Raw genomic sequence first — 20,801 nt, 5'->3', positions numbered from 1 at the left:
TTTAAATCCTTAGATAAGGAATTAAACTCTCATTTCATATAACCTTGAAAACTCATTTTCACATCCTTTTACAGCATTATAGAGAACAAACATAAAATATTTATTTTTACTCTTGTTAGCATCCATAATGTTATAGGCATCTAATGGAACTCGGTCTTTGTAATTATGGTGAGTCACGATACTCCATTCATCATTATATGATATAATATCAACATGATATCTTTTCATATCATCAATATAGCTTTGTCTCAATTTATTAAGGTCAAAACTCTTTATAAAAAGATATGATTCTAATTCCTCATCAATATTTTTACTTACATTATCCATAATAAAAGATGATATTGATTTTTCTATAATACCTGTTTGCTTGTCTACATTATAGAAACAAGCATAAGACATGCCATTCAATAATTCTTCAAATTTTTCTTCAAAAATAACTCCTCGATTTTGAGTTACAGTAACAAAGTCGATTAAAACGAATTCTCTCATATTGGTTAGTTCGCAACTACCAAAAGGGATCGCCTTTTTTTCTGAAAAAACAATAGGAAATAACTTTTCATTAAAATTAAGAGGAAATGATTCAATTACTGAAATAATATAATTCTTATTGAATATATAATCTTTCAAGCTATTCCTTAAAACACCTATTAATTTTTTCAATACGCTCGATTTTAATTTTTCAAATTCAAAAAAGTCATCGCTAACTAGATGATCTCGAGTAAGGCTTAAAGGGAACGTTCCATTGTTATCAAATACACAAATTTCCAATGATCTAATTTCTATTTTATCAAGACCATATGAAAGTAATATATATGGGGTTTTTTCACCTTGAATAATTATTCCATTGCAATATAAATGAGGAAAACCTCCATTCAATCGCCAATAGAGACCATCTAAGCTAGTATCAACCACCTCATTCCAATCAGAAGAAAGAGAGTTTTTTGATATGATTTTATCATTATGAAATACTTCCGAACGTATCCCATCCAACTGATTAACAACGACTTCTGGTGTATCCAAATAATACCACCATGAGGAAAATGGCTCACTATCTTTAGATATCCAGTGTCGAAATCTCCTATTATTTAAATGCAATCCACTACAAATATCATCTAATTTTTCTTTATTAGTATGAACTATTATAGTAGTACCAACATCGTAATTGTCTTTAAAAATTAATTCGATTTCATTTGAATCTAAACTATAAGAAAAGTTAATAGACTTGGCATTGTTACAATCATGTTTTTTTGTCTGAATTTCAATTTTGTCTCCAATCAGAAATCCGGCTAACATTCCAATTCCGAACTTTCCAGTTCTTGGAACAAGCACACCATCATCTGAGCAAAAATCAGATTTCCAACTTTCAGATGTTCTGTATGAGGAACCAATTTTTAGGAAGTAGTCTTTGATTACTTCAACATCCATCCCTGTCCCTTCATCTTTAATAACAAGAGTATTATTTTCGTAATTAAGAGTAATGCTAACCTTATAAGGAACAGATTTATCATTAGCTTGGTGACCTTCGTCTAGACAATAACGTTCATTGCAGGCATCTATAGCGTTTTGCAATAGCTCACGTAACCCTACTCGAGGATAATTCCCATATAGAGGTTTAATCAGAAGTGGAAATAGTTTTTGATCATCAGCTATGATTGACAATATCTCAGGGTGATAAGATTTATAGTTTTTTTCCACATAATCTCGAGCATCGTCTATGTTAGATCTAACTCTACGAAAAATAACGCCAAACCGGTTAATTAGTTGGTAGCGACTGTAAACTTCACCATTTACAGCCCAAAATTCATCTAATTCACTTTGAAGCCCTTTTAATAGATGTTTAACACCGCCAAGTGTTTTAGCGTCTTCAGGATAAGCTTCTACAAATAATAATTCATCGTCCGGGTGCATTGTATTAGTGGAAATAATAGATAGATGTTTTTTCCATTCATTTACAGACACTGGGCTACAGAAAGCAATCGTATCGAATAGAATTTTTGGCGTGCGATCTGATTTGAATTGTAAGTAATCCGCAATTCTTAAAATACCCATTAGAAATGTAGGGTGAGTATTCCTATACTCTCTTTTTCTCGAATCCAACAAATCTACTACTTGCCTTAAACTATGGTTATGACTTCTTGCAACCAGACCAGATAGTTCATTTAAATACTTAAATGAACTATCGAATATCTCGTAAGGCCCAGATTTCGACGGAATACCATGAGTAGCAATAATTTGAGCAATACAAGCATGATATTGTCTAACAAAATCTCCAATTAATATTTTTTGATGGTCACTAAAAGACTCTGTATTTATTGAAGGTAACTCAACAGGAATATCCTTACCAAAAAACTTGATAAAGTCTGTTTCATCAAACTTTTTAACATCAACGCAAAACTTCTTCCACCGTGACAGCCAATCATCCTCACGAGTAAAGCCAAGAACTACACCATTGTATACATCGTTGCTGATAAGATCCCACAACCCAGCTTTGTTGATATGCATTGCGCAATCATGAAGTAAAGCGGCCGAGGAAATTACATATATATCTTCAGGTGTCAGTAATTCGAATGATTCCTTAGTAACAATCTCTTCCATTGTATTAAGAACATTTTGAATATGCTCGGTCCCATGATCTGTATATTCAGGAAAAAACTCGGTTTGATTAGTTCCTATCCAGTCAGAAAACTTATCGATAAGGGTCAACAGCGCACCATTTATAGCACTATTTTGTTCTACAATATTTTTAAATTTTCGAGGTAAACTCAGTTTCATTATAAATTACACCATAGACATGAAAACACTTTAAGCCTTACGTGGCTTTTATTCAGATTGTGTAAAGCTTCGCTAGCTCTTGACGATAACTCGTCAGGGACGATTAAATACCTTTAAACATTTCAGTGATCACTGTATCTTATCTTACCAGTCAGATTATGCAAAGATCTTGCTCAATGATATACTTGATATTCATATAGTTAGCTAAGGAAAAAAATGCTAGAAGATCTCACAAAAGAACTTGTCGTAGAGCGGTATAAATTTATCCAAGACAAGCAAAAACACCTTGATAGCCAAATTAATTCAAACGTTAGCTTGTTAGTAAAAATAGTTATTGGTATTTTTTCTTTAGTTTTTGCTGTATTCAGTACGCACCTTAAACAACCGGATGTAATTTCATTACCAATCGCCACCCTGGTGCTTAAACTGTCTCTTATTTTTATCTTTGCTACTTCTAGTATTTTATTATTGATAACAGTATCAAATATATTCTCATGGTTTGGTTATAGAAAAGATGAAGTTAAATTGTTAAACAAATTTGGAGGAAGTTTCCAAAGAGAGAATCCGAAACTTTCTAATTTTCTAGTCTGGCAAGAAACATGGTTTGTTTTCACTTTATTGTTAATAATTATAATTGCTACTTTTTCTTTGGCTGAGATATCCTTTTTAATTAGTAGATTAATCTCATAGATTATGGATATAAACAAGGTCGTATAAGGCTAATTCAGAATTAGCTCAAACATGTTAAATACTGAAATGAGCCATTTCAGTTCTGTGATCGATTAATGGCCCCTATAAATACAAAGGCTTTTGATTTTTAAGCCAATCAACTTTTAGCGCCTTTCTTAGCATAGGTACCTTTCTTGGCATAAGACTTCGCACCACCACCTTTGCGGCGTTTAAAGGCAGGTCTTTCGACTTTAGGAAGATGACGCAGAGACTCAGGGACTTCACCCGTTTTTACCTTGCCCATCAAGCCGTCGATCTTACTTTCTAATTCTTGCATGAAGGGTTGATACGCTTGGTTTCGTTCAGCCATACCTTGCAGCTGATGTTCCCAATGTGCCGTCATGTCTGGAAAGGTAGAATCCTCAGGTAGAGCATGAATCAAGCCTCTGCCTGCAGGACTACTATGAATACTCTTGCCTTGGCGCGTTAGCAGCTGCCTTTTAAATAGAGTATCGAGAATACCCGCACGAGTCGCCTCTGTTCCAAGACCATCGGTCTCTTTCAAAATAGCTTTGAGGTCTTTATTTGCCACAAAGCGTGCAATACCCGTCATCGCTTGTAGCAAGGTCGCTTCGGTAAAGTGTTTTGGTGGCTCGGTTTTCTTATCGCCAATAACGCCTTCGCGACACGTTAGCACCGTTCCTTTATCCAATGGAGGAACCGTATCTGTGCCATCGCCTTTCTCTTCTGTGTCCGTTTTACCCATCAACACCTTCCAACCTGGATTAATAAGTTGGCGCCCTTTTGCGATGAACACGCCACCAGCGATATCAAACACAAGCTTGGCATCGGCAAAAATAGCAGGTGGGTAGAACTGCATTAGATACTGGCGAGCGATTTGCTGATAGATTTTCATCTCGTTGGCAGACAGGCCGTTCACCGATGATTTTTTCGGAGTAGGAATTATCGCGTGGTGAGCATCGACCTTGCTGTCGTTCCATGCTTTGGATTTAAGAGAAAGATCCGCGCCTTGCGCACCACTTTGCAGCTCTTTCGCATTATTAGCGATAGCATCCACGACCGACTCTCTTTGTGAGTAGTGATCTTTAGGTAAGTAACGGCTATCAGAACGTGGGTAAGTGATGAGTTTGTGTTTCTCGTACAACGACTGACACGTATCTAACACCTGTTGAGCGCTCATGCCAAAACGCTTAGACGCATCAATCTGCAAAGCTGACAGCGAGTAAGGCAGTGGCGCCGCTTGCTTGCTTTGCTTTTGCTCAGATTCCGTCACGGTTGCAGGTTGATTCGCAATTCGCTGAGCCACGTTCTCAACCAACTTGCGATTGAGCACGCGGCCTTCTTCATCTTGCCATGGTTTACATGCTTCGCTTGGTTTCCAACGCGCGCGAATATCAAAGCTCTGGCCGTTATTTTGATAAGGGATCAGCGCATGCAGAGTGAAGTAATCTTTAGGAATGAAGTTTTCGATCTCTTCATCACGTCTCACCACCAAACCAAGTACAGGGGTTTGTACTCGTCCTACCGACAATACGCCTTGGTAGCCCGCCTTTTGACCAAGCAAGGTGTAAGCTCGGGTCATGTTCATGCCATACAGCCAATCGGCTCTAGAGCGTGCTAAAGCCGAAATAGAAAGTGGAATAAAATCGCGGTTACTGCGCATTTGAGAGAGCGCACGCTTTACCGCTGGCAAGTTCAAATCGCTGATCAGCAACCTGTCCATCGACTCTTTCTTGGCCTTGGATACCTTGCAGTAGTCGATCACTTCATCAACCAGCAACTGTCCTTCTCTATCTGGGTCTCCTGCATGGACAATTTGGGTCGCGTCCTTCAATAGCTTTCGGATCACCGTGAGCTGCTTGCTTGAAGTCTTACGCGGTCTCAACTGCCATTGCTCTGGAACAATAGGAAGATCGGCTAAGTTCCACTTCTTATAGCGGTCGTCATAGGCGTCTGGCTCAACCTGCTCCAATAAGTGTCCAATACACCAAGTCACCACATCCCCATTGCCACATTTGATAAACCCTTGGTCTTTCTTCTGTGGATTCGGTAGTGCAGCGGCGATCGCGCGGCCGAGGCTTGGTTTTTCAGCAATAATAAGGCGAGACATGTTTTTCCAGATGCTACAAACAATTAGAGCCACATTATCTAATGTGGCTCCTAGAAATCAAGGAAAACTGGTTGTTTATACAGTTAGCATTCCACTATTCAAGCTTCAGCTTTCTTTACAAGAACTCGACGAACTTTGAGAAGTCACGTTCTGGCGCTTTCATTGGCGTACAGCCCGGCGTGCCTAAATACAGGAAGCCAACAATTTCATCGTCGCCTTCTAGGCCGAAAGCTTGGTGCACTTCAGGGTGGAACATCCATTTACCTGAACGCCAAAAACCTTGGAAGCCTTGTGCAACTGCGGCCATTTGCATTGCTTGCGCAGCGCAACCCGCAGACAGATGTTGTTCGAACGCAGGCACTTTTTCGTGCTCAGTTACCTTGGCGATGATAGTGATCACCATTGGAGCTCGGAACGGCGCTTTTTTAACTTTCTCAATGACCACTTCTTCACTTTCGTCAGCTTGTGCCGCACGAACCAAAATATCAGAGAGCTTCTGTAACCCTGAGCCTTGTGCGATAACAAAGCGCCACGGTGTCAATGCTCCATGGTCTGGAGCTCGTAAACCCGCTTTGATGATGTTTTCTAACGCCACACCTTCGGGTGCCGGATCAGAGAGTTTTGCGATTGAGCGTCTGTTGAGCAATAGATCCAAAGCATCCATTTGAAGTCCTTACTAATTTTTATTGTTTATATGATTGAACTGTAGCACAGAATACAAACGATAATAAATCTCAACGGCTGTCCAATTGACACAATAGTTCAAACAATACAGGAAACAATAAAGGCTCCTAAATCTATGACTTAGGAGCCTTATTTACAAGTTTCGTTCAAGTTTATGAACGGGTGTATTCTGTTTGTTGTTAGAGCTTAATCGCTAACTCAACACCTTGACGAATCGCGCGTACTGCATCCAATTCACCCGCATAATCAGCACCGCCTATCACGTGCAGTTTGCCACCAAACTCTTGCCACATGTCTTCGAATGGACGAACTGAAACCTGCCCCGCACACACGATAACGGAATCGGCATCGAGGACCTGATCTTTCTTACCCACACTGATATGTAGACCTTGGTCGTCAATCTTGTTGTAGCTCACGCCACCAAGTAAGTTCACACCACGCTTTTCTAATGTACGTTTATGGATCCAACCTGTGGTTTTACCCGGCCCTTTACCGACACGCCCCGCTTTACGCTGCATCACCCAAACTGTTTTATCACTGAACGAATCAGGGTAAGGATAAAGCCCACCCGGATGTTCCATGTTCTTATCAATGCCCCACTCATGCAGCCAGTCGTCCAAGCTGTGAGAAGTCGGCTCTGTCAACATGGTTGCCACATCAATACCAATACCACCAGCACCAACAATCGCAACCTTTTCGCCGACTGGTGTCTTTTCACGAATCAAGGTTTGATAATCAACCACATTCTCGTGATCGATGCCTTCAATATTCAGCTTTCTTGGCTCTACACCTGCCGCCATCACAACTTCATCGTACTTCAGCAGCATCTCAAACGTTGCTTCAGTATCCAGTTTCAGGTTCACGCCCGATGCATCGATTTGGTTGGCAAAGTAACGGATCGTTTCTCTAAATTCTTCTTTGCCTGGGATCTGCATTGCCAGTCTAAACTGACCGCCGATACGGTCATTTTTCTCTATCAGATCAACCTTATGCCCACGCTGTGCCAACGTTGTTGCACAAGCTAAACCTGCTGGCCCAGCACCGACGACGGCAATGGTTTTGGTTGCTTGAGCTGGTTGCACAACAATTTCAGTTTCGTAACAAGCGCGAGGGTTCACCAAGCAGCTCGCTCGTTTGCCTTTGAATACGTTATCAAGACACGCTTGGTTGCAACCGATACAGGTGTTAATGAACTGCGCTTGGTCTTGAGCGGCTTTATTAACAAAGTCAGGGTCTGCCAAGAATGGACGAGCCATTGATACCATGTCGGCCTGTCCTGAACTGAGGATACGTTCGGCCTCTTCTGGCGTGTTGATTCTGTTACATGTCACCACTGGGATCGACACATAAGGCTTCACCTTTTCCGTCACCCAAGAGAACGCGCCTCTTGGAACTTGTGTCGCGATAGTCGGGACACGAGCTTCATGCCAACCAATACCGGTATTAATAATGGTCACGCCCGCTTCTTCTAGCTTCTGAGCCAAAAGTACAACATCTTCGAATGTGCTGCCTTGCTCAACCAAATCCAGCATCGATAAGCGGAAAATAATGATGAAATCTTTACCCACCGCTTCGCGAATTGATTTAACGATCTCTAGCGGGAAACGCATACGCTTCTCATAAGAACCGCCCCATTCGTCATAACGCATGTTGGTGCGCTTACAGATGAATTGGTTAATCAAGTAGCCTTCTGAGCCCATAATCTCAATACCGTCATAGCCAGCAACCTGAGCTAGTTCAGCACTGTTGGCAAAAGCACCGATGGTCTTTTTAATTTGACGAGGGCTCATCTCACTCGGTGCAAACTTAGCGATTGGCGCTTTGATGCCCGAAGCACTTTGCGCGAATGGATGCATTGCATAACGGCCAGCATGTAGCAACTGAAGGGCAATTTTACCGCCATGCTTATGCACGGCCTCGGTAACAACTTGGTGAGCTTTTGCGTGCTTAACTTTACTGAACTCAGCACTAAATGGGGTCAATCTGCCACGTAAATTAGGAGAGAAACCACCGGTAACAATAAGGCCAACGCCTCCTTTTGCTCGCTCTTCATAAAACGCGGCAAGCTTGTGGAGGCCTTCTTTATTTTCTTCTAAACCCGTGTGCATTGATCCCATCAATACACGGTTACGTAACTGAGTAAATCCAAGATCGAGTGGTTCGAGTAAATGTGGGTACATGGCAGACATCACTTCTATTATTATATCCTTGTGGTCTGACCACAATATAACTCAACCACCAAAAGTTCAAACAACCGTTTACATTTTTGTAACACCGATCATAGTGCAGAGCGTATTAGTCGTTCAAAAGTCCTAGGGGCTGTTGACCTTTCGAGCTGGGTTTTGCAGCATCTTGTGGGAAATTTATACAAGGAAGAGGCTTTGACGTGTAGCAGGCCTACATGAAAAGCCGATAACGCAGTAGAAATGAACCACAAGGGCTGCCCGAAGGGTTCGGCTAAAATCGTTTTATGCTTTGTTGAAGAATATTTGCTTAGAATGACTAGGCTACATACTCTTCGCCGCGCCTAAAACTATTTTATCTCGAACAAAACTTAACCACGAAAGGTCAAAAGCCCCTATTCTGTCTACACTTAATGAGAATATATATCGATTAACAATTGTTGGTGTAGTTTGAGTTTGGGAATTATCGTAGGATATTAAGCAGTTCATATTATTGAGATTAATGGTACTACAGCTTGTTAAAGCGACGTAATCTCACTGCGGAGACAGAATGAAAAAAATATTCAAATTTATAGGCATGATCTTTAAAGGGATTTGGAAGCTCATCACGTTTGTGCGTCTTGCACTGGTTAACCTAGTCTTTTTACTCAGTATCGCCATCATCTACTTTGTATACTTCCACTCAGACACAGCTCTGCCGACAGTTCCACAGGAATCAGCTTTAGTACTGAACCTGTCTGGTCCTATCGTAGAACAAAGTCGCTATATCAACCCGATGGATTCGGTCACGGGTTCACTGCTTGGCAAAGACCTTCCAAAAGAGAACGTCCTTTTTGATATTGTTGAAACGATTCGCTATGCCAAAGACGATGATAAGGTTACTGGTATTGTTTTAGCACTCAAAGAACTGCCAGAAACCAATCTAACCAAGCTTCGCTACATTGCTAAAGCACTCAACGAGTTCAAAGCAACTGGCAAACCAATTTATGCGGTGGGTGACTTTTATAACCAAAGCCAATACTACCTAGCCAGCTACGCAACTAAAGTCTTCTTATCGCCAGACGGCGGCGTGCTGCTTAAAGGCTACAGTGCCTATTCGCTTTACTACAAAACGTTATTAGAGAAGCTAGACGTCAACACTCACGTGTTCCGTGTTGGTACCTATAAGTCAGCTATCGAGCCTTTCATTCGTGACGACATGTCAGATGCAGCGAAAGAGTCAGCTTCTCGTTGGTTAGGTCAACTGTGGGGTGCATACGTTGATGACGTAAGCAACAACCGCCAGATCGATGCTAAAACCTTGAACCCAAGCATGGACACTTTCTTAAAAGACCTTGAGTCGGTTGATGGCGATATCGCAAAACTGGCAGAGAAGCTTGGTTTAGTTGACGAACTAGCAACTCGCCAGCAAGTACGACTAGAGCTTGCTGACGTATTCGGCAGTGATGGTCAAGACAGCTATAACGCGTTTGGTTACTACGAGTACCGTACAACTATGCTTCCTGACCTAACAAGTGAATCGCACGATGTTGCTGTAATTGTTGCTAGCGGAGCAATTATGGATGGTATGCAGCCACGTGGCACCGTTGGTGGTGATACCACAGCAGCACTACTTCGCCAAGCGCGCAACGACGACAAAGTAAAAGCTGTTGTACTTCGTGTAGACAGCCCAGGTGGTAGCGCATTTGCTTCAGAAGTGATTCGCAATGAAATAGAAGCGATCAAGCAAGCGGGCAAGCCGGTTGTTGTATCTATGTCTAGCCTTGCCGCTTCGGGTGGTTACTGGATCTCGATGGGTGCGGACAAGATCTTGGCTCAACCAACGACCTTAACTGGTTCGATTGGTATCTTTAGTGTTATCACAACCTTCGAAAAAGGGTTGAACGATATTGGTGTTTACACTGATGGAGTTGGTACGTCACCTTTCTCTGGTCTTGGTATTACGACTGGGCTTAGCGACGGCGCGAAAGATGCGTTCCAAATGGGCATTGAAAATGGTTACCGCCGATTCATCAGCCTAGTTGGAGAAAATCGCGGCTTGGAAGTCGATGCTGTCGACAAGATCGCTCAAGGCCGAGTATGGACAGGTCAAGATGCAATCCAAAAAGGTCTAGTCGATGAAATTGGTGATTTTGATGATGCGATTGCAGCAGCGGCTTCACTTGCAGAGCTTGAAACCTACAACATCTACTGGGTAGAAGAACCACTTTCAACGACTGAACAATTTATTCAAGAATTTATGAATCAAGTTCAGATGTCGATAGGCTTAGATATTCAATCAATGATTCCAAGCAGTTTACAACCTGTTACTCAGCAGTTAGCTCAAGATAGCCAGCTGTTAGGCAACTTTAACGACCCACAAGGCCGATACGCTTTTTGCTTAAACTGCCAAGTTCAATAAATTAAGCTCAACGCTTTGTTATCAAGAGGCGCCTCTGTGTGAGGCGCCTCTTTTTATTGCATGATAATTCGCTATAATCGCCCCCCTGTTCCCTATATCACACTAAGTATTAATCGCCATGGAAAGAAAACACATCTATATCGCGTATACCGGCGGCACAATTGGCATGCAGAAGTCTTTGGACCACGGCTATGTCCCTGTCGCAGGTTTTATGGATAAGCAGCTAACTGGCATGCCTGAATTCCATCGCCCAGAAATGCCTGAGTACACCATTCATGAATACTCTCCATTGATGGACTCTTCAGATATGACGCCACTTGATTGGCAGACTATCGCTGATGATATTCGCGCGAACTACGATAAGTACGATGGTTTCGTTATCCTGCACGGTACAGACACTATGGCTTACACCGCCTCAGCTCTGTCATTCATGTTAGAAAACCTCGGCAAACCTGTGATTGTTACGGGCTCTCAGATCCCATTGGCAGAGTTACGTTCAGACGGACAAGCAAACCTGTTAAATGCTCTGCACATTGCGGCGAACTACCCGATCAACGAAGTGACACTGTTCTTCAACAACAAGTTGATGCGCGGTAACCGCAGCACAAAATCACACGCAGATGGCTTCAATGCGTTTACCTCTCCAAACCTAACTCCATTGCTAGAAGCGGGTATCAATATCCAGATCAGCAATAACGTTAAGGTAAACGAACAACCTGAAGGTGCTTTTAAGGTTCATAACATTACTCCACAACCCATCGGTGTAATTACAATGTACCCAGGAATCTCGCATGAGGTGATTCGCAACACGCTACTACAGCCTGTAAATGCAATGATTCTGCTTACTTTTGGTGTTGGTAACGCACCGCAAAATCAAGAACTACTTCAACACTTAAAAGATGCCTCAGAACGAGGTGTGATTGTAGTGAACCTAACCCAGTGTTTGGCAGGCAAAGTCAACATGGGTGGTTACGCGACGGGTTGTGCACTAGCAGAATCGGGCGTTATCAGTGGTTACGATATGACACCAGAAGCGGCACTGGCGAAATTACATTATCTATTGAGCCAAGATTTAAGCTACGAAGAAGTGAAGGCTCAAATGCAACAAGTGTTACGCGGTGAGATGAGCTTATAAGCTAATCCAGCGATTCGTTTAGCCGAGGGCTTACCGTTAATCAAGCCCCTCACGTAAACCTGAACTAAATCGTATTATTGTTTATAAATAAACAGCTTAACAGTAAAAAAGGGGTGGCATAGTGCCACCCCTTTGTTGTAATTTAAGTCTAATGATTAGGATTAACTCTAACAATATCTTCTTGGTCGGACTTAAACTGCTTCTTTAGTTCAGACTTTGATTTAAAGCTAATTTCTCCGCCGGCTGCAATTGTCATATGTTGAGCTTCAGAGTTATGTTTCGATTGATACAACATAACCGCCTGCATACACGAGTCGCGCTGTTCTTTAGAGAGTGCCGTACCTTCTGGCCATTTCCCCGTTTCAACTGCGTAGTTTAAACGTTCGTAGACCTCGGGGGTCATTGCGCTAAGAAGTTGTTCTGCATCCATGGTAAGGCCTTAGTTTTAACAATTTTCACCAGAAAATAACCCGTATCAGAATTGAGTCAAGAACCTGACTGAAAATAAGTGTATTTGATCACAAGTGAAGGAATATGAAAATTATGAAATGGTTGGTACTAAGCCTATTGCCTTTCACTCTGGTTGGGTGCTTTGACGGGAACAAAAATACCGCTCAATTGTGCGAAAGCAACCCGTGGCTTCAGTGTGAAAAATTAAATATGAACGACGGACAGTGCCGTGTCACACGTACCGACCTCGTCTGGCATCGATTTGAAGCAAAAGAAACCCCCAGCGATACCAATAAGATTAAAGAATTCGAATTAGTCTCTGCTTACAAAAAGTGTCTAGAGCTTGCTGCACAGATCGAAACGATTGATCAATCCAAACTTCAAGAACGTCGCTTCACCTCCTTAATGAATAGTATCGAAGAGTCTGAACGTATTGTTGATGAACTCTCGCGATCAAATACCCCGGAAACGCTTTATTTTATGTGGTCACAAACTGGGGATACCAACGCAAGACGCAGTTTCCTGCAGTTAGAAGGGACAGAAGCATTAAACACAGCAGAGATGCAATATGCGCTAGCCACTTTTTATACCACCCGTGACCATGAAAAGACGCTTAAGCTACTCAACAATGCGTTAACGCTTTCTAATGGTTCGAAGGTCAACACCGAGATCTTCAAATCGATGGCGAGTATCAACCACAGCCTTGGTCATATGGAAAAAGCATACGTCTGGGCAATGGTTGCCAAAAACTTTGATGTGCCTATTGCTTCGGAAGCAGAACTTACCGTGTTGTACCGTTTCGATGAGTCAACATACGAACAACTGAATCAAGACGCGGACAATATAGTAGAAGCTATTGAAGATGAGGTTTACAGCTCTTCAATCGTCCCTCGTTACTGATCGCACTGTTCTCGTTTTCTAGTCCAAACGTTCTATTCATGAGCTTTCAAAAAAAACAGCTACCATCATGGTAGCTGTTTTTGTTTGTACTAAGGCTAATTCTGAAATCTTGAGCCTTTCAGCATTCCTAAATCAACAAATACGCCTGTAAGGATTAGACAATTGTGACAAGTTATTTGGTAGTTTCGTCATTTTTGTTGAAAATTAACGACACAGAATTAACACAGAACCGTTCACCAGTTGTCTTCGGACCGTCAGGAAAAACGTGACCTAAATGGCTATCACAAGCGGTACAACGGATCTCTACACGCTTCATTCCGTGACTTAGATCTTCTATATAGCGTACTGCTTCATCATTCACTGGGGCATCAAAGCTTGGCCAACCGCACCCTGAATCATATTTGTTATCCGACAGAAACAAAGGGCTTTCACAGCATGTGCAGCTATAGACACCCGTCTTATGGTTGTGCAGTAACTTACCGCTATATGGGGCTTCGGTACCACGTTGACGACACACAGAAAATTCATCCTCCGTTAGGCGTTCACGCCAGTATTCATCAGGCTTTATCATATTTCCTCCCTTTTGAATCACGTTAATATCTCTCCACATTATCAGTTATTATATTTACTTTTTTCTATAAAGGCTTGCATATGAGTTGTTTTGTAGCACATACTTTCTCACCAGGAAACATTGTACATATACACTCATAAGTGAATCATCATTTAGAGGTATTTTACCCAACTGGAAGGGTACAGAGCCACTCGCAATGGTCAATTTTCAACCACTTACACCCAATTGTTAAGAAAAGCGTCGCTTTTTTTTGACATTAAACAAGTTAAGTCGGATTATCTATTGCAGATGTATACTGGATTCTGTAATTTTACTACCAGTTATCTTTAATCAGAAATTAAGTTGTGGAGCAACTACAATGACTATCAAAGTAGGTATTAACGGTTTTGGCCGTATCGGCCGTTTCGTATTCCGCGCAGCTCAAGAGCGTGCAGACATCGAAGTAGTAGGTATTAACGATCTAATCGACGTAGAGTACATGGCATACATGCTTAAGTACGACTCAACTCACGGCCGTTTCAACGGTACTGTTGAAGTTGAAGGCGGTAACCTAATCGTTAACGGTAAAACTGTACGTGTTACAGCTGAGCGTAACCCAGAAGACCTTAAGTGGGATGCTATCGAAGTAGACGTAGTTGCTGAAGCAACTGGTCTTTTCCTAACTGACGAGACTGCTCGTAAGCACATCACAGCTGGCGCTAAGAAAGTAGTTCTTACTGGTCCTTCTAAAGATGCAACTCCAATGTTCGTAATGGGCGTTAACCAAGCATCTTACGCTGGTCAAGACATCGTTTCTAACGCTTCTTGTACTACTAACTGTCTTGCACCTATCGCTAAAGTACTTAACGATAAGTGGGGCATTGAGTCTGGTCTTATGACTACAGTTCACGCTACTACAGCAACTCAAAAAACTGTAGATGGCCCTTCTGCTAAAGACTGGCGCGGTGGCCGTGGTGCTTCTCAAAACATCATCCCATCTTCAACTGGTGCTGCTAAAGCTGTAGGCGTTGTTCTTCCAGAACTAAACGGCCTTCTAACTGGTATGGCTTTCCGTGTACCAACTGCTAACGTATCTGTAGTTGACCTAACTGTTAACCTAAAAGAAGCTGCATCTTACGAAGAAATTTGTGCTGCAATGAAAGAAGCTTCTGAAGGCGAAATGGCTGGCGTTCTTGGTTACACAGAAGACCAAGTAGTATCACAAGATTTCATCGGTGAAGTTCAAACTTCAGTATTCGATGCTAAAGCTGGTGTTGCTCTAACTGACAAATTCGTTAAAGTTGTATCTTGGTACGACAACGAAATCGGTTACTCAAACAAAGTTCTAGACCTAATCGCTCACATCTCTAAGTAATTTCTTTTTAGAAATAGCTTTAGATAAGCATTAGCGAAGACTGTTTTGAGCAGACTTTGAAAAAGGCGACCTTAGTGTCGCCTTTTTAATACCTGCTATCTTTTTACCGCGTCTATCTAACAAGATTAGCCCAAACACAAAATTCAATTCTAATACTGACTCTGCTTATTAATCATGAAAAAACAAGCATCACTCTAGTCAGCATTTGAATTCAATTTCCTTAGAAGGATCATGTAATGGATTTATCTACTCTACCTGCACTGGCGGTACTTTCTGACAATGTCACTATCGTTGAACACGAAGGTGTAAAACTGGTTCGCGTTATCCACGATAAAGCAAACGCAGCGATTTCACTGTTTGGCGGCCATGTGGTGTCATTCCAACCGCAAGGTCAAGAAGACCTGATTTGGATGAGCCAACAAGCTAAATTCGACGGAAAAACAGCCTTGCGAGGTGGTATCCCTGTATGTTGGCCTTGGTTTGGTCGCATTGCAGCACCAGCACATGGTTTTGCACGTTCAAGCGAATGGCAATTGGTTGAGCACCGTGAAAGCGAAGCTGGCGTGATTATTAGCTTAGGTCTGAAGCCAAGCGAAGAGACGCTAGCAGTATGGCCTCATCAGTTCGATGCACGTTTGAATGTTGAGATCGGCGAGCAGCTAAAAGTGACCTTAGATGTGAAGAACACTGATTCACAGCCATGGACTTTCTCTGGCGCGCTACACACTTACCTCAACGTTGGCGATATTCGCAACACAACCACAACGGGTATGGGTGCTGAGTACATTGATAGCCTACAAGGTGGCAAGATCTGCCAAGGTGGCTCTGAACTGGTACTGACCGACACGATTGACCGTGTTTACACACAGCCAGAAGCTCAGATTCTTGTTGCCGACAAAAAGTTGGATCGTACACTAACGGTTGAAAACCACGGTCATAACTCTGCAGTACTGTGGAACCCGTGGGCTGAAGGCGCTGCAGGTATGGGCGACATGCAAGACGACGGTTACCTAACAATGCTATGTGTTGAATCAACACTGCACGCACCAAGCCTAGAAGCAGGAAAAACGCTACAGCCTGGCGAAAACCACCTGCTGATTACGGTTCTCGCTTCAAAATAAGCTTAAAGCTAGGCTAATTGGAAACGAAAATGCAGCCATGAGCTGCATTTTTATTGCCCCTAACCCTCTCTATCTCCATCTCTATTCCCATGACTAGTTTGTAATTTAACGCAGACAAAGTTTACCTACTCAGATTCAAATACATTCCAAATTACATTTCATATCTCATACGCCATAATTTATAAATATAACTATCAATTCATTAATTCTTATCAATTACTGCCTATGAATAAGTTCTTATTATAGGAGGCTCAATAACAAACTTATCTAAAACCACTTAACAACACCTCAATGAAGACAGGATAATGAATTCATGTTCGAGAAATACAAAAATCAAAGTGTTGGCTTCCAACTTAAGTTGGTCATTTTGCTGTGCTTACTTATCGCCTTTGGCTCTATCGCAACGCTCGTGTATCGCAATGCCTCACAAGTATTATTAGACAACACGTTAAGGGAACACCAATCCAAAGTAGAAGCGATGGCCAAAACCATATCTGGCCAATTCGATGCCTACCTGCATACCGCCAAAGTTTTAGAATCCACCTTTCGTAACGGTTATCTAGCAGGTGTTTATGTTGAGAATTACGACGTTGAGTTCAACGGTCATTCCATTCCTAACATGACTCAATATGGTGAGAGCCTAATCAACGACACTAAACTCGTTGATAGCTTTACTCGTGACACCGGCGCTGTAGCAACCCTATTTGCCCCATTTGGCGATGACTTTATTCGCGTGTCTACTTCTCTTAAAAAACCGTCAGGGGAACGTGTTGTTGCCACAACGTTAGGCAAGGATCATCCTGGCTATAACAAACTCAAAAATGGCCAAGCTTATTACGCGCAAGTGAAGCTTTTCGACCAACGCTACATTACCTACTACGCACCTTTAATGAATGCACAAGGCAAAGTTAACGGTGTCTCTTTCATTGGTCTACCCGTAGAAGAGGCGACACAAAACCTGTTTGAGTCATTGCGTTCTGTTTCATGGGGCGATACTGGCTATACCATCATCGTTGACAATGAAGAAGAGCATCAAGGCCAGTACTTACTGCACCCTACCAATGCTGGAGGTGATAAATCTATTGTGGATGTTGCTGACTACGACGGTAACAAACCTTTCTATCAGCTCTTTGAGCAGCCATCCGGCTTGATTCTCTACCCTTTTGAGTATCAAGGAACAGTAGGCGAAAAATACCTCGTCTATACCGAAGTCCCGGGGTGGAATTGGAAACTACTTGGCGGCACATTTATTAATGAAGTCACTAAAGGCAGTGACGAACTGCTGAAACTTATCGCGATAATCGCGACCTTGATTGCCGCCGCTACCATCGTCGTGTTAACGCTCGTATTGAACCGTACCTTGACGCCGTTAACGACTTTAAACGAATACATGATGCGCTTAGGAAAAGGCGAAGTCAGCTTACATATTCCAAACAACGGCAAACAGACTAAGAATGAAATCAGCAACCTAAATACCGGCGTTGCGAATATGGCTGCTCAATTGAATACACTCGTTGGAGAAATTCGTACGACCAGTGATCAAGTACAAAACAGCTCTAGCAGTGTGTCACAGGATGCTAGCCACAATCTGAGCCAATCTGACCGCCAACAAGCACAGGTAGAGCAAGTCGTTACCGCAATTGAAGAGATGGCTACCTCGGCAGAATCTGTAGCACAGCAAGTGAATAGCATTGCTGAAAATGTTCGCCTTGCAAATGAAGACAGCCAGAAAGGTTTAGAAGTCGTTGAAGGTGTGTGTATTGATGTTGCCCAGCTAAATGATCAATTAGACAAATCAGCATCGGCCATCGAGCAAGTGAGTTCTGATAGCGAAAGCATTCAAACCGTCACCAAAATGATTGATGACATCGCAGAACAAACCAACTTACTTGCGTTGAACGCAGCAATAGAAGCAGCGCGTGCAGGTGATCAAGGTCGTGGTTTTGCCGTGGTCGCTGACGAAGTAAGAACATTGGCTCATCGTACACAAACGTCAGTACAAGACGTAGTGAGCATCATCGAGAAGTTGAAATCTTCAACTAACAATGCAGTGAACCTGATGACACAAAGCCAATCGAATGCCAACCAAGTACTTGATAAAGCGCAAGAAGCAGGCACTGCCCTAGAGTCGATTGCCTCTCAAGTTGAATCTATTGCTTCTCAAGCTGAAACCATAGCTGCGACATCAGAAGAGCAAGCTCAGGTTTCTCAAGAAATAGCAGCAAACGCGCATGCGATCAGCGATTTGAACCAGCAAAGCCGTGAAACCAGTGCTAAGACTTCTCACAGTGCTGATGAACTTCAAAAACAAGCTGAGTCGTTAAAGAACCAAGTTAACTTCTTTAGCTAGAAGCCGAGTTCGCTGTTTCTATCAGTGACTTGCTCATAACCAATAGAGCCAACCATACGTTGGCTCTATCTCTTACTGACTGCCTCTGTCATTCACTAGTTGCCGTTAACCAAGACAGCTGCGTTTATTCTAGCGCCCCACTATGCTTCCTGTTAAAATTTTGGACTTGAAATTTCTACCTCGAGTTCGCAATGACTTACCAATGCCCTTTGTGTCACCAACCTTTATCTCAAAACGATCGTACGTTTAAGTGTGAAAAGAACCATCAGTTCGACCTAGCGAAAGAAGGCTATGTTAATTTGATGCCAGCGCACCACAAACGCTCAAAAGATCCAGGTGACAACAAAGAGATGATGCAAGCTCGCCGCCGCTTCCTTGAAGGCAACCACTACGATCCAATGCGTCAAGCCGTTGTTGGTTTATGCGCTAGCTATCTGCCAGCAACCGCCCCTAGCCTATTAGATATCGGTTGTGGTGAAGGTTATTACACCAATGAAATTGCGGTAAACCTTCAAGAAAAGAATGGTGCGACTTTTGGCCTAGACATTTCTAAGATTGCTATCAAATACGCAGCTAAACGCTACCCTGCTGTCGACTTCTCAGTCGCTTCAAGCCATCGCCTGCCCTTTTCGGAAAACAGCTTAGACGGTATTCTACGCATTTACGCGCCTTGCAAGGCTGAAGAACTGCAGCGCACCATCAAAGACAATGGCGTGGTGATCACCGTGACCCCTGCTAGCCGACATCTGTATCAGCTGCGTGATGCAATTTATGATGGTGTTCGCTTGCACGACGAAGATCCAGAAATGATTGAAGGTTTTATTCTTGAGCATCAAGAGCAACTAAACTATATGATGGAACTATCGGGGTCAGACGCATTCGACCTGCTACAGATGACGCCGTTTGCTTGGAAAGCGAGTGAAGAGTTTAAACAACAACTCATTAATGCTGAGCAATTCAACTGTGAAGCGGACTTTATGCTACGAGTGTACCGCAAAAAACTTTAATTGATATTGATTATCGTTTGCATTGAAATCTCATCTTGCCTCCTTTAGTATGCGTGTTCTTCAAGGAGGCATTTCATGCAACGTATTATTCTTATCGGATTAGCGACCCTGCTTACAGCTTGTGCTAATCAACCTTCAAACAGCACTTCTCAAAAAGTAGCTAACACGCAAACGGATACCGTTTCCACATTCTATGACTACCAGTTTGCTTCTCCACAAGGCGAAACGCTTTCTCTCGATGCATTACCTAAACAACTGATTGACGCTGATGTGGTTCTTATAGGCGAATGGCACACTCACTCGGCAATCCATCGCTTCCAAACCGATTTCTTAAAAGCGCGTCGCAACGCCACATCAAACATCACGCTTTCAATGGAACAATTCACTCGAGAACATCAAGACACATTAAACCAATATCTCAATGATGAAATTGGCGAACAAATTCTTATGTCTCAAGCGGCTGCTTGGCCAAACTACGAAAGTGATTATCGCGCGTTAGTTGAATTCGCTAAAACCAATGACGTCGATATCATTGCGGCAAACGCACCAAAGTCATTCGTACAGTGTATTGGCCGTAAGGGATTAGCCTATCTAGATCAGCTAACGACGGAACAACGTCAATGGATTGCTTCAGAAGTGGATACTGGCGATAGCCTTTACAAAGAAAAATTCATGGCTTCGATGCATCACGGTACCCCAGAGCAAACAGAAAAGCAGTTTGCCGCTCAAGTAACATGGGATGAAACCATGGCGGAGTCGATTGTCGGTTACCTAACATCAAACCCAAATCAGCAAGTGATTCATATTGCTGGCAAGTTCCATACAGAAGATGGTTTAGGCACAGCTGCATCGATTCTACGTCGCAATCCAGAACTGAAAATTGCCATCATCAGCCCGGTTGAAGATGTCTCATCAGATAGCAGTAACTACCAACTAAAAGTGCTTTCTCCACCCGCTCGCTTTGTTAAAAAAGAGAACAGAATGAAGGCATACAAACACCTATCTAAGCGCGGCGCGAGCCTAGAGTGCGACTAAACCATTCTTATCCATTCTTATCCATTCTTATCCATTCT

Annotated in this window: 15 protein-coding genes; 9 read left to right on the top strand and 6 right to left on the bottom strand. The window is 42.6% G+C overall.

What is annotated here, in order from left to right:
* Positions 1 to 21: 21 nt before the first annotated feature.
* Positions 22 to 2,772 carry an ATP-binding protein gene (locus Q5H80_RS04400; protein ID WP_304568960.1) on the bottom strand — a complete coding sequence of 917 codons (2,751 nt, stop codon included), beginning with the start codon at positions 2,770 to 2,772 and terminating at the stop codon, positions 22 to 24.
* Between the two features lie 216 nt (positions 2,773 to 2,988).
* Here Q5H80_RS04400 and Q5H80_RS04395 point away from each other — a divergent pair, with 216 nt between their 5' ends.
* The gene (locus tag Q5H80_RS04395) at positions 2,989 to 3,462 is read left to right on the top strand and encodes a hypothetical protein (protein ID WP_304568959.1); all 474 of its coding nucleotides are present in this window, start codon (positions 2,989 to 2,991) and stop codon (positions 3,460 to 3,462) included.
* 136 nt (positions 3,463 to 3,598) lie between these two features.
* Here Q5H80_RS04395 and Q5H80_RS04390 read toward each other — a convergent pair whose 3' ends face one another.
* The 3 genes from Q5H80_RS04390 to Q5H80_RS04380 form a co-directional block, all read right to left on the bottom strand.
* Positions 3,599 to 5,572 (bottom strand): DNA topoisomerase III, encoded by a 1,974-nt coding sequence (locus Q5H80_RS04390; RefSeq protein WP_304568958.1) that lies wholly within the window; start codon positions 5,570 to 5,572, stop codon positions 3,599 to 3,601.
* 115 nt (positions 5,573 to 5,687) lie between these two features.
* The gene (locus Q5H80_RS04385) at positions 5,688 to 6,236 is read right to left on the bottom strand and encodes an NAD(P)H nitroreductase (RefSeq protein ID WP_304568957.1); all 549 of its coding nucleotides are present in this window, start codon (positions 6,234 to 6,236) and stop codon (positions 5,688 to 5,690) included.
* Positions 6,237 to 6,435: 199 nt separating this feature from the next.
* Entirely contained in the window at positions 6,436 to 8,445 is a 2,010-nt protein-coding gene (locus Q5H80_RS04380; RefSeq protein WP_304568956.1) for an NADPH-dependent 2,4-dienoyl-CoA reductase, read from the bottom strand.
* 544 nt (positions 8,446 to 8,989) lie between these two features.
* Here Q5H80_RS04380 and sppA point away from each other — a divergent pair.
* Both sppA and ansA read left to right on the top strand, forming a co-directional pair.
* Positions 8,990 to 10,840, top strand: a complete 1,851-nt coding sequence (gene sppA, locus Q5H80_RS04375; protein WP_304568955.1) for a signal peptide peptidase SppA — start codon at positions 8,990 to 8,992, stop codon at positions 10,838 to 10,840.
* 118 nt (positions 10,841 to 10,958) lie between these two features.
* On the top strand, positions 10,959 to 11,975 hold the full coding sequence (gene ansA / locus Q5H80_RS04370) for an asparaginase (protein ID WP_304568954.1): 1,017 nt from the start codon (positions 10,959 to 10,961) through the stop codon (positions 11,973 to 11,975).
* Positions 11,976 to 12,123: 148 nt separating this feature from the next.
* Here the strand turns inward: ansA and Q5H80_RS04365 are convergent, their stop codons facing one another.
* Positions 12,124 to 12,405, bottom strand: coding sequence for a YeaC family protein (locus Q5H80_RS04365; protein WP_009848655.1), 282 nt, complete (start codon positions 12,403 to 12,405; stop codon positions 12,124 to 12,126).
* 113 nt (positions 12,406 to 12,518) lie between these two features.
* Here Q5H80_RS04365 and Q5H80_RS04360 point away from each other — a divergent pair, with 113 nt between their 5' ends.
* Positions 12,519 to 13,325 (top strand): DUF2989 domain-containing protein, encoded by an 807-nt coding sequence (locus Q5H80_RS04360; protein ID WP_304569374.1) that lies wholly within the window; start codon positions 12,519 to 12,521, stop codon positions 13,323 to 13,325.
* A 172-nt stretch (positions 13,326 to 13,497) separates the two neighbouring features.
* On the opposite strand, the gene msrB is transcribed toward Q5H80_RS04360, so the two are convergent.
* Complete coding sequence (gene msrB / locus Q5H80_RS04355) at positions 13,498 to 13,896, bottom strand: peptide-methionine (R)-S-oxide reductase MsrB (RefSeq protein ID WP_304568953.1); 399 nt, start codon at positions 13,894 to 13,896, stop codon at positions 13,498 to 13,500.
* Positions 13,897 to 14,254: 358 nt separating this feature from the next.
* Here msrB and gap point away from each other — a divergent pair, with 358 nt between their 5' ends.
* The 5 genes from gap to Q5H80_RS04330 all read left to right on the top strand — a co-directional run bounded on the left by gap (position 14,255) and on the right by Q5H80_RS04330 (position 20,763).
* Positions 14,255 to 15,250 (top strand): type I glyceraldehyde-3-phosphate dehydrogenase, encoded by a 996-nt coding sequence (gene gap / locus Q5H80_RS04350; RefSeq protein WP_009848658.1) that lies wholly within the window; start codon positions 14,255 to 14,257, stop codon positions 15,248 to 15,250.
* Between the two features lie 236 nt (positions 15,251 to 15,486).
* A complete protein-coding gene (locus tag Q5H80_RS04345) occupies positions 15,487 to 16,371 on the top strand; it encodes a D-hexose-6-phosphate mutarotase (RefSeq protein ID WP_304568952.1) in 885 nt (294 codons plus the stop codon).
* 313 nt (positions 16,372 to 16,684) lie between these two features.
* Positions 16,685 to 18,721, top strand: a complete 2,037-nt coding sequence (locus Q5H80_RS04340; RefSeq protein WP_304568951.1) for a methyl-accepting chemotaxis protein — start codon at positions 16,685 to 16,687, stop codon at positions 18,719 to 18,721.
* A gap of 191 nt (positions 18,722 to 18,912) precedes the next feature.
* Positions 18,913 to 19,728: a 23S rRNA (guanine(745)-N(1))-methyltransferase gene (rlmA, locus tag Q5H80_RS04335; protein ID WP_304568950.1), complete on the top strand. Its 816-nt coding sequence runs from the start codon at positions 18,913 to 18,915 to the stop codon at positions 19,726 to 19,728.
* Positions 19,729 to 19,803: 75 nt separating this feature from the next.
* Positions 19,804 to 20,763, top strand: coding sequence for a ChaN family lipoprotein (locus Q5H80_RS04330; RefSeq protein ID WP_304568949.1), 960 nt, complete (start codon positions 19,804 to 19,806; stop codon positions 20,761 to 20,763).
* Positions 20,764 to 20,801: the final 38 nt, after the last annotated feature.

This window comes from Vibrio sp. SNU_ST1, from assembly GCF_030563405.1.
Classification (GTDB): domain Bacteria; phylum Pseudomonadota; class Gammaproteobacteria; order Enterobacterales; family Vibrionaceae; genus Vibrio.
Note: the sequence above shows the minus strand (reverse complement) of the source record. Positions and strands in the feature narration are given on the sequence as shown.